This window comes from Gilliamella sp. B3801, from assembly GCF_026536645.1.
Taxonomy (GTDB): domain Bacteria; phylum Pseudomonadota; class Gammaproteobacteria; order Enterobacterales; family Orbaceae; genus Gilliamella; species Gilliamella apicola_I.
This window is the reverse complement of record NZ_JAFNNR010000001.1, coordinates 323,486-335,607: the sequence shown is the minus strand read 5'-3', so window position 1 is coordinate 335,607 and position 12,122 is coordinate 323,486. Positions and strand designations below refer to the sequence as shown.

The following is a 12,122-nucleotide window of genomic DNA, read 5'->3' as shown; positions in this document are numbered from 1 at the left end:
TATCAACCGTTAAGGTGTAGCGGTTGTGGCTGACCTCGCCCGTTAATTCATTCAGTAAACCTTCACCGACTTGATTGATAAGGGTGGTTATTTTGTTCGCCATGGGTTACTCCTTTCCTGATGTATCAAACTGATTAATCAGCTTTCCAACGTTATTTGGGTAATAATGATTTTGGTTGATTAAGTTGGAATAATTGGGGGCATCGATAATCAGAAGAGAATCAAGAAATTGATGAGATAATGATTGTAAATTAAGATACCAATCATCATGAAAATGACAAAAATTACCGTAAATGGGTAATCGGTTATTTGATTGCACGTTGAAACAATCCGAAAACAGCTGCCTTATATCCATATCATTCCTAGAAATTATAGTTTTGTTTTTAGTTATTTTTGAATTTTAATTTTGATAAAAATTTTAAAGTTCTAAATTACATTGTTTTACAATTAAATGCAATTTTTTTTAGCATAATTTAGAATTAAATTAAATGTATAGCTGTGTTAAGTGTTTAAGATTAAGCTTGGCATTCACCACTATTTATTAATATAAAATAGTGTAAATTTTAGGTAGATCAATTATTGAAGCTTTAGAAGAAACCTGAAAAATGATTTGTCGTTAATGTGGTTTATCCCTATGTGTATAGGGAACACCCCGTGATTGGCTTTCAATGTTACGATTGCCTCGGTTTATCCCTATGTGTATAGGGAACACAATTTTTACGCAAATTCGCTACGCATGGAGTGCGGTTTATCCCTATGTGTATAGGGAACACTTATTATAACTTATTGTTTATTAATTAAAATAGGGAGGTGTAAAATTCTACCGATTTTTTTGATTCTTTTTTGAGCAATTAAGAATTGAGCAATAACAGCTTAAATTTATAATTTAATCAAACTGTTAAATATGATTTATAAGGGGCTTTTTACAATACACGTTCTTGTAATTTTTTTGTCTACCAACCAATTTGCAATCATCATATGTCTGTTATCGATTGGTTAAAAGTTAATGACAAATTACCGTGCATTATACCTCTTTGTATTATTTAATCTTATTGCTCTTTCCATACATATTTGATACCAATTCATTTGTTTATATCATTTAAGTGAAAATATCGTTTAGTTTTGTTTAATATTTTATTATTCTACATAATATTGGTGTAACGTTTATTATTGAATTGCGTAAAACATGTAACTAGCATAGAAAAAAAGCCCTAAAAGGGCTTTTTTATGGTTTTGGTAATGTAAATTTTTTGACCCCATCTTTCGCTTTAGTCTGTGCTAATGTCATAATTTCGATGAAATCTGCTTGATTTTTTTCAAAATCCTCAGCTGTTTTAAATTTCTCTAATGTATTTGGTTTTTGCTTATCGAATTCCCACATTGCTAAATAAACAGCCTCAAGTTTATTTGATGGTTTATCATTTATATTTAATTTATTTAGATCGCTCATTACTGAGTTGAGGAATTTATCGAAATAACTATCAGCGGTTACGCAACTTTTCAACGAAGGAAAAATGACATTATTTTTAGAGCCAAGACAAATCATATCAAGCTTAGTTCCTTTATTGATATTCATGGCATCATCTTTATTTTTTAATTCAAGCGAAACATATTCAAATTGATTTTTTCCATTTGCTACTACATAGGGATCGCCTGTCAAACTGGTTTTTACTCCTGATGCAACTGTTTTAATATTAACCAAATTTTTATCATATTTTTTTTCATAAACATATTGATTATCACCATATTCTTTAATTAGCTGTCCGGCATTAACCGTTGGGATTGCATCCATAAAACCTGATTTTCCATTCGCTCTGAACACAGCTATATCATCTTCTATTAAAAATTCAATGATCCTTTTTGCATTTTCATTTGCTGAGACATTAAAACCAATACAAGCAAGGATGGCGCTAAAAACTACTTTTTTCATGTGATATTTCCTGTAACTTAAAATTTATAAAAAGCATAACTTAACAAATTAAATACAACTTTTCAAATTTTTTCAATAATATAATTTGTATTTACCATGTCAGTTAACATCACACAAGTCATCGTAATGGTCTGTTGATCCAATTGTTTGGTCACCGTTTTATTGGTTTGGTTTGGTTTGGTTTGGGTTAGGTTGGATAGATAACTATATTAGGCGGTTTATCCCTGTTTGTACAGGGAACACGGGCAGGTGAACACTGATAGTATTGTAAATAACGGTTTATCCCTGTGTATACAGGGAACACGAACGGCGCGGGCTCGATGTGAACCTCGGTATCGGTTTATCCCTGTGTATACAGGGAACACGACGATTTTGTTTTCAACGAGCCCGTCAATAACGGTTTATCCCTGTGTATACAGGGAACACCCTGTTATTAGCCCAAATGCGTCGGAAACCACCGGTTTATCCCTGTGTATACAGGGAACACCTCTTGATGTTGGTTTTACGAATTTTAGTTTGCGGTTTATCCCTGTGTATACAGGGAACACGATATAGCTTTGGTTAAACATCTCATCGTCGCCTGGTTTATCCCTGTGTATACAGGGAACACAAACCGATTCCAGTGATTGAGATAAAATCCTCCGGTTTATCCCTGTGTATACAGGGAACACATTAATTCATCACCACTAAAAAAACGAGTGCCCGGTTTATCCCTGTGTATACAGGGAACACTCTTGGGGGAGCAATGTATAATAAATCCCCAGCGGTTTATCCCTGTGTATACAGGGAACACCCTTATTATAACCCATTGTTTATTAATTAAAATAGCAAGGTGAAAAAATCCACCAAATTTTTTGATGATTTTTTGAGCAATTAATAGTTAAGCATTATCGGCTTAAATTTATAATATTATCATCATGTTAAGCTTAATTTGTAAGGAATTTTGTACGACATTCTTTTCTGTAATTTTTGTTTGCACCACGCAATTGTGAGTTGATCTAGCTTTTGTGATGCAAAAACTTTTTTTATAATTGGCATGACCTGAACCAAAATTTTCTTGAGGTACAAAAAAATCAAACTTTCCAAGATGATTTTCAAAAGACAAAAATCCTTTATTTTTTAAATGAAATGTAGTTATGTCCCACTTAAAATATGCGTTTTCTCATCTAGATTATTATTATTTATAGAAGGATATTCCTTGTGGTAACAGTTACACTATTGTAACGAGTTTTTTTGATTACGATACTCTATGACCCTTTTGTATATTTAGTCACATGCCCTAAATTTTAAGGTCAATCTATATTATTCTTTGACCTTTAATAGAAGGTGTTATGCTTTTAGAAGTAACAATAAGATAGCTTTTACTGTTTTCATTGGGGTGTTAATTAAGTTTCTCAATAATTAATTTTTTATATTTATAATCAGTACTAAAAGAACCTTTTTCGTTCCATATAGTATCTGTGACTTTTATGTATAGAATATTGTCATTCCAAACCAAATCCCAAATAATCCATTTTTCTGTTTCGAAACAAAAATTATGCTCTATATGATCATGTTTAATCTTATATAAGTCTATAATTGATTTTGATCCTTCATAATCTAAATAAAAGGTAGTAAAATGCGTTTTTGCCTTATTTATATAGGGTATTCCTTGTAAAGTAATGGTATTATTTTTGTTATCCTGAATTTTAACCTCGCTATCTTCGTAAGATGAAACTGTAATAATATCCTTATTCAAGGGCTTCCAATAACCATAATAGTCATGAATTTTCATGGATTCGTTATCGTTCAAATTATTTATATAGGTTTTATTGTTCACATTTAGGTATGATTCTGTTTTTATGAATCTTTTATCATTTTTTTCAATCATTGGGTCATAAATTTTTTTCATATGACGGAATTCTTCTGCGCTGCTTTTTTCTTCTATAAAGTTTATTGAAAACTTTTTTAGATTATTAGCTTCACTATTTGTTGTATAACTACCTACCAGAAATAAAAAAATAGATAAGAAAAGGTGTTTTATCATTTTTGTTTTAACGCTATGTAATTTGGGTTATATCGGTGATTTATCTTTGTGTATGCGGGGAAACATGGTCGCTGCCGACGATTTCACTGTCCACAAAAAAATAGGCAATTTCTTTTTCAGCTGATGATAATGAGTCAGAACCATGAACGGCATTTTCAGTTACGTTGTCAGCAAAATCTGCACGTAATGTGCCTTTAGGGGCTTTTGATAAATCCGTTGGGCCCATAAGATCACGATAACGTTTGATAGCATTTTCACCCTCTAATACTTGTACTATAATCGGACCAGAAATCATAAATTTAATTAAGTTATTGAAAAACGGTTTTCCTTGATGTTCGGCATAGAAACCTTCTGCTTGTGTTTGGGTCAATTTAAGCATTTTTATTGCAATGATATTAAGATTTGCTTGAGTTATTCGAGTTTCTATTTCGCCCATTAAATGTTTTTTTATGGCATTGGGTTTAATAATTGATAAAGTACGTTCAATAGCCATTGTGCGTTATCCTTGTTAATCTGAAGTAAATTGGATTCGTGTTATTTGTCCACTTTCATCGAGTAATAATAATCGATGTTGTCCTTTTTTCACGATTGTTAATGCGATTTTATCATTATCATTTGATTGGGCAACAAGTTCTCCATCTAGAAACCACCATTTTTCGCCCACTCCACCTTCGGCAAACAGTTCGATATTTATTTGATTTTGTCCCGGTAGCGATTTAACAAATTGCTGGTTTTTCAATCCGATAATCGTTAATGTAGAAAAAATATTTTTTTCCATTATAGGACAATCTTTATCGATTGGTGGAATAAGTGAATTTCTTCGCTCTTTCGGTAATAACCAGTTTTCCAGTGCTATAGGCCAAAGTGCTATTGTTTTTTTCTGAGCACCAGCACAATCAGGCGCAACACGTTTTCCTTGATCATTAATCCATACATTTATCCAACCAGTACGATAAATAGTTTTAAGTTCATTTAATGAATTTTGCGTTGGTGGAATCATGTTATTTAATACCCAAGCCGTTTTTTGACGGTGACAATTATCATCTGTTACAGGTAATATTTGTCCAGTAGGCCAACATATTTTTTCTGATGTGACCGAGTCCGGTTTAACCGAAATTGGTAACGGTCGATTAATTCGATTTTCTTTATTTAATAATATTGAGTTTACTTGTTGCAAAATTGGGGTAGCGGAAATTGAACCATATTGACCTATTACTGGTGTTCCGTCAGGACGACCAACCCATACTCCAATTAAGTAACGAGGATTGATGCCGACAGCCCATGCGTCTCGATATCCATAGCTGGTTCCTGTTTTATAATAAACGCGATTATTATTAATAAGCATTTGTTTTGTGATCCATGCACTACCCTCAGAAATTAACGGTTGATTAATGATAGGTTCATTTTGAGTAAATCTTAAAGGGCTAACTTCACCTTGTCGAGCAAAGGCACTGTAAGCACTCACTAAATTATCCATTCTTAACGAAGCCCCACCTAAAATATAAGCGATATTAGGATTGTTGCCTTGTGAAATCAATGGCAACCCCACGCTAAAAAGTTTAGCTGCAAATCGTTTTGGACCATAGAGTTCAATAAGTTGTACTGCCGGAAGATTAAGGGATTTTCGCAGTGCATTTGAGGCGCTGACGGGTCCGTTAAAATCTTCGTCAAAATTAGTGGGTCGATAATCAGTACTTATACGCGGCACATCTTGCAGTAAAGATTCAGAATGAATCATTCCATCATCAATCGCAAAAGCATAGATAAAGGGTTTTAATGTTGAGCCTGGTGATCGTAGTGCTTTAATCATATCAATCTGTCCAAAGCGTTCTTTATCATTAAAATCCGCTGATCCTAAATATGCTTTCACCGTCATATCAGTATGATCGACAACTAATATCGCAAGCGATGTTTTAGGGGGTAACTGTTTTTTGCGGTTTAATACCATATCTTCAAGATGATATTGAAGTGAAGGATCAATAGTTGAATGAATAATTTCATCATTAGGATATTGCTGCTTTAAACGATAAGATAGCAATGGGGCAAGTTGTGGGGATTTGCGAGGATGTACCCACACTTCATCTTGCTTAACTTGCTCAATAATTGCTGGTGTCCAGACTTGATATGTTGCTAGGCGATCCAAGACTTTGTCGCGTGCTTGTTTGGCTCGCTCTGGGTATTTATCCGGTCTTAATCGGCTTGGCGCTTGGGGTAAAACCGCTAATAAAGCAGCTTCGCTACGAGTTAACGCACTGGGTTTTTTACCAAAATATGACCAGCTCGCAGCACCAATACCTTCTATTGTTCCCCCATAAGGAGCATGGTTAATATATAGCGTGAGTATTTCTTTTTTACTGTAATGCAGTTCAAGTTGTAAAGTTCGAAATATTTGCTTTAATTTACCTGAAAGCGTTCGTTCATGAGGATAGAGTAATCTGGCAACTTGCATTGATATTGTACTACCACCAGATATAATTCTATCATTATTGATATTTTGCCAAGCAGCACGAAGCAAAGAAAAAGGGTTTATCCCAACATGTTCATAAAAATAGCGATCTTCGTAATTTAATAAAACATCCAGATAATAATCAGGGACTTCATCGAGTTTTACGGAATAACGCCAAATACCATTTTCATCAGCAAATCGCCACAAAGGTGTTCCGTCTTGTGCAACTATTGTTTGAGTAGGTTTATTTTTTGAAATTGATATGGGAAAAAGGTAATCAGCGATGAGAAACATAATTAACCCAAAAAATCCGAAAATGAATAGCCAAATAAGAAGTTTAAAAAGGCGTTTTATTATCTTCATTGTCATTATCTAATTTCAGGAGTTAACAGAGATTTTTACACAAAAACACCGCCAATTTTATTTGGCGGATGTTTTGATGATAATTAATTTAATGAGTTTATACTGCTAATCATTTTTAATTTTAGGTTGAAATATTGTCATCATATCTAGTGTTTGACCAATCGCAAATCTTTCCGGACGATACATTGATTCAACAAATGGAGAAGGCACCATATAGCTACCTGGCGTCACTGCTCTAACTAAATAAGCCATACGTTCACCGTACAAATTTCTGCCGATATAATTTTGGATATCAACAGCCGCTACGTATCTATCATCACGATATTGCTGATAACGAATATGACTACTATCTTGATTATTGAGTAAATTGGCTAACCCAGGAATAGAATCTAAACTGACATTACTGCCTATAAGATTTTGATTTTCCAATTCTAATCCAGCAGGTAAGAAATCAACAATTAACGCATCTTGAATTCTTTCTCGCGATTTTACATCTAAGATGACAAGCATCATTGTACCCACTTTTACATCTGTAGGAATAATAGGGTTGCCTTTCATATCATAATAACTTCGACTGATTCTTAAGATGTTCCCATTTGATGTTGGTGCAGGCGCTGTTTTAGCATAACCTGATACGGTTAATTTAATATATAGCGGTTTATCATTTTGTGGGTTACTGATAGTTAATCCATGATTTATATCGTTAAAATTAAAATTACGTTTAAATGACCCACTAGCCAAAGTGACTTCATTATTCACTGCTACTTTAAACTTCTGTGTGCTTTTGCGTTGTTCTAACGACCAACCCGCAATAAACAGTGAATTTAATTCTTGCGTTGATAGATAACGTTTATCACTTAATAAATCAGATAATTTAAATAGATATTCAGTTTGTAAATTCGTACCAATTTTATTTTCAACAAGAATCGCTAATACTAAAGCGTCATCACGAAGTTCACTACCGTAATCACCATAATAATTAATGTCGTTTTCGTAATTTGTATTTTTCACTTCTTCCATCAAAGCTCGATATAATTCTTCATAACCGGTAAGTTTTGCCGTTAATGCTAACTGCATTATAGGTAGTGGAGATAACGCTATGTTGTTGTCTATAATTTTTCGAGATAGATTTTTAATTTCATTACGCATTATCGAAGTAATTTTATCTTGTTTTGCCATTAACATTAACGCATAAGCTTTTATCGAAAGCTCTGTATGATCATATCTATCTGAATTTTGATAATAATATCTCATGTTATCAAGAACTGAAGCGGAATAGATATACTCTCCAATTCGTGTCATCGCTGAATTGAGTGCTTTATCATTCACTTGATAACCTCGTTCTTTAGCTTGAAGTAGAAAATCAGTGGCATAGACAGTAAGCCAATATTCCTCATTACTTTCACTACTCCAAAGACCAAAACTACCATTGCTTCTTTGCATTGATAAAATACGAGAAATTCCTAATTGAACATTTTGACGACGTTCTTCATCCGAGTCGGTTTTGATGCCTAATGCAGCTAGCTGTTCACTATTAGCATATAAAGATGGAAATAAGCCACTTGTAGTTTGTTCCAGACATCCATAAGGATACGCAAACAATTCTTTGATATATTGGGCAACATTTAACGGTGGCTGATTAGAAACAATTAATTGAGCGCTAACAGTATTATCAATTAAATTATCTAAATTAGACGGAGATAGCATCCAACTTTCACCTGCATCAATTGCTTCAACATAACTTTTGTAGGTTGCAGAATAGGCAGGCCTGACTCCTAATTTCCATGAACGGTTGATTTTATAATCCGATCCATCATTCAATTTAATTCCTGTTACGGTGACTGTTATGGTTCCTTGACCATAGCCGTAATCAGCAACAATAGGGATTTGAATAATATTTTTCTGCTTTGTATCAAGCTTAAGATTGATAGATTTCGATTCCGTTTGATAAACCAGTCCTGAGGTTGCGACATCAATTTTCATGGTTTGAGTTGTATCAGTCAAATTATGGATATCTAATGCTAATTCAGCACGATCTCCACCTGATATGAATCGAGGAATAGACAATTCAGCAATCACAGGAGAAGCAACAATCATCGCTTGCTCAGCTTTACCAAAGCGGTTGTCATCCCATGCTTGCGCCATTAAACGTAATTCTCCATTAAAATTTGGTAATGCTAACTCAACAATTCCTTCACCATTTTCATTTAATTGGATCGTTTTGAGTTGTTGAGCAACGATGTTTACTTCAGTTAATGGTCTTTTACCGCCTGCGGCTACCGCATCACCACCAAAACTCATTTTAATGTTTCGTCCTTTTGCCTCAATTAACTTGCCGTATACGTCATACTGATCAACATCATATCGTTTACGTCCTAAAAATGAGGTATAAGGATCGGGCGTTGCGAAATTAGTTATATTCAACACGCCTGCATCTACCGCAGAAACTAAAACTGTTACGGTCTGATCTTTATTAATTGCTTGTTTATCCATTCTTATTTTAATTGGAATGGTTTTTTCTGGCTCGGTTTTATTCGGTGCGTCAATCGTGATATTTAATTGACGATTTGACGTGTCTAACGGTAAATAAAGTAGACCAACCGCCCGTTTAACCGTTTGTACTTCAGCATTCGTCGATGGTCGGATAATCATTGCATTTATATAAATATCGTGACGTTTCCAATCATTAATTGGGATTTCAACTTCAAGACCTTCATCACCAACGGTAATTTCTTTTTTCCATAATGTTCCATCGTTGGTTTCAAGTGATATGTAACCTGAACCGGCAGCTGGCGCTTGTACGTGTACTTTTGCTGTATCACCAACTGAATAAAATGCTTTGTCTATACTCAATTTTACCTGATCTGGACGCAAATTATTTGTACCTTGAGTATTATCTTCCCAGTCATAGCCAGCCCAAAAACGAATGTTACTTACTACATTGGTATTTGGATCCACAATTTCCATTCGATATGCCCCATAATCATCAGGTTGATAGCTGACTTTAGCTGTAGCGTTTTCATCAATGGAAATCCTATTTTCTGAAACAACAAACTCTTTTAAAGTTGAATGTTGCTCCCAACCACTACCATCAGACCAAGACCAATAATAATTTCGACGCTCACGCACTACACGGGCTATTAAATTATTAGTAGCGAGTTTTTCACCTTGCTTATTCACGTAAGCAACTTCAAACTCAGCTAATGCGCCAATGTCAACAGTTGGACGCTCACTATAAGTATCCATCTGCCAATTGTAATAAGGTTCGTCGCTAAATAAAGTACGTAAAGCGGGAAGTTGATTTGCTGGCCAAATATCTTGAGTTGCATAACGAGTAACTGGTCTTCCACCCGAATCCAATAAACTTATATTTGTCACGATTCTAATAGGTTTTTTTACACGAGCCCACTGATCTGCACTAAGCTTGATTTCTGTTTTACCATTATTATCCAAAGTTTCATCAATTTCGGACAACTCAGTATAATCTGTCTCACCTTGAACATTTCCGATTTTAAAATCATTTAATCCCTGAACAGTTCTTAAATTTTTATAATAGTTCCTACCATTCAATTTATTCCCAGAAGCTGGTGCACCATAGAGATACCAACCTTTTATACTAAATTCCACGTCTTGATCAAATGATATAGGTTCATTAGAAGGCGCTTTGATTTCCATTGCCATTCTTTCTGGCAGGAACTCTTCTACTTTAAAATAAGAAAAACGATAGTTGTCATCACCGACATTAATACGAAGTGACCATTTACCTGTTGGCGCATCATTTGGTATCGTGAACTCAACTTGATATAAACCATGCGTGTCTGGTTCTTTTTTTACGTAACCACTTGCTATAACATTATCGTCAGAAGAGAGCACCTCAACCATGATTGGTTGATCAGGTAATTGTTGTCCGTCAGCATCACGTAATAATGCGTTAAAATAAACCGTTTCACCTGGACGATATAAATCGCGAGGCCCAAAAATAAATAATTGTTTTGAATAAAAAGTTGAACCAGATAGATTAAAGTCCGTTAAATTTAGGGCATTACGATTAATGGTGACAAATGAAGTCTGGCTTCCATCATCGGCTGTTAATAAAGAATAATTAGATCCTTCTGGTAATGTGATCTCAGCAAAACCTTCATTATTCGTTTGGAATGAAAGGGTATTACAATTATTATTGTTGTCATTTGAGGAGTTAACACAAAGTAGCGATAAATTTATGTTTGGTAACGGTTTGCCATTATCTAATCCATGAGTCATCACCAATAATTTACCATTGTTGTAAGCATGAATAGCTATCCCAATATTACTGATTGAAAATAATGTGGCAGGCAATTCATCATTATAAGATCCAGCTTTATCCATTATTGCAAGATAAATGCCTTCTTTATTTATTTCTGAAAACTTAGATAAATCCAGTAATAGTGTTTCTTGAGTATTTGGTGTAGGATTGAGATCAAACCTTGAAGAAAAAGATAAATCCATATATTCTTCAAAATTTTGTGAACGCCAAGTATAATAACGGTTTATAAATCCGTAATTCGTAATAAATTTAGCTAACTTTTCTGGTTTGATTCGATAAAAATTTATATCGACTTTATCAATATTCAGTGTCGTAACCGGTAAACCATTCATGGATTTGCTGGGTAATAATACTCCACTACTTGAAAAAGCAATAAAAGGCTCACGATTTTGGGTATTAATTTCAATTTGATATACTGAGGATAAACTCTTATCATTGATAGCAGATAGCATTTTATCAATGGTCAAGGTTAACTGACGATTCGGTTCAAGGAATCGATGCCTTAATTCCAAACCGTTATTTGAAAGCTCCCATGCGCCATCAACCGTTCCTTTTTCCTTATCGACAAGTCTTAGAAGATTGGAAAAATTGAGTTTAGGGTTTACCGGAACAGAAAACGTAACAACTAAAGTACTCGAACCATCAAGTATCATTTCTGAGGTATCAAGGACAGTAAAAGGGTTATTTTTATATTTTTCTTTTAACTCAGGAGTAACAGTAAATATACTTTGAGTTTGATTATTTTGATTCGAATTAATCTTTGAAGTATTGTCATTGACAGATTGAGTTGTTGTCTGACTATCTTTGTTTTCATTAGCTATCGATGAAGATTTATTATTATTATCACAACCGATTAAAACCAAAATTAAGCTCAACACGCTTAACCCTTTAATAAAGCTCATTATTTTTCACCTATTTTCTATTCCAAATATTACATTATCAACATTTTTTGATTATCTATATTATGCACTGCCTAAAAACGTTTGGCAAAAGTTGTTTTTAAAGACAATGCCACTCCTTCGAGTATGTCTAATAAAAAAATTATTTTTTATTA

6 protein-coding genes and 1 CRISPR repeat array are annotated in these 12,122 nt (G+C 33.9%); all 6 genes read right to left on the bottom strand.

The window, feature by feature from the left end; translation table 11 throughout:
* Positions 1-106: 106 nt before the first annotated feature.
* Entirely contained in the window at positions 107-355 is a 249-nt protein-coding gene (locus tag J3U14_RS01385; protein WP_267369545.1) for a hypothetical protein, read from the bottom strand.
* Positions 356-1,225: 870 nt separating this feature from the next.
* Complete coding sequence (locus J3U14_RS01380) at positions 1,226-1,930, bottom strand: OB-fold protein (RefSeq protein ID WP_267351439.1); 705 nt, start codon at positions 1,928-1,930, stop codon at positions 1,226-1,228.
* Positions 1,931-2,144: 214 nt separating this feature from the next.
* Positions 2,145-2,723: direct repeats of the CRISPR family, unit length 29 nt; unit sequence CGGTTTATCCCTGTGTATACAGGGAACAC.
* A gap of 588 nt (positions 2,724-3,311) precedes the next feature.
* Positions 3,312-3,956, bottom strand: a complete 645-nt coding sequence (locus tag J3U14_RS01375; RefSeq protein WP_267351437.1) for a hypothetical protein — start codon at positions 3,954-3,956, stop codon at positions 3,312-3,314.
* Positions 3,957-3,996: 40 nt separating this feature from the next.
* Complete coding sequence (gene ndk / locus J3U14_RS01370) at positions 3,997-4,449, bottom strand: nucleoside-diphosphate kinase (protein ID WP_267351435.1); 453 nt, start codon at positions 4,447-4,449, stop codon at positions 3,997-3,999.
* Positions 4,450-4,464: 15 nt separating this feature from the next.
* Positions 4,465-6,765 (bottom strand): penicillin-binding protein 1C, encoded by a 2,301-nt coding sequence (gene pbpC / locus J3U14_RS01365; protein WP_416380423.1) that lies wholly within the window; start codon positions 6,763-6,765, stop codon positions 4,465-4,467.
* Between the two features lie 105 nt (positions 6,766-6,870).
* Positions 6,871-11,970, bottom strand: a complete 5,100-nt coding sequence (locus J3U14_RS01360) for an alpha-2-macroglobulin family protein (RefSeq protein WP_267351432.1) — start codon at positions 11,968-11,970, stop codon at positions 6,871-6,873.
* Between the last annotated feature and the right edge of the window lie 152 nt (positions 11,971-12,122).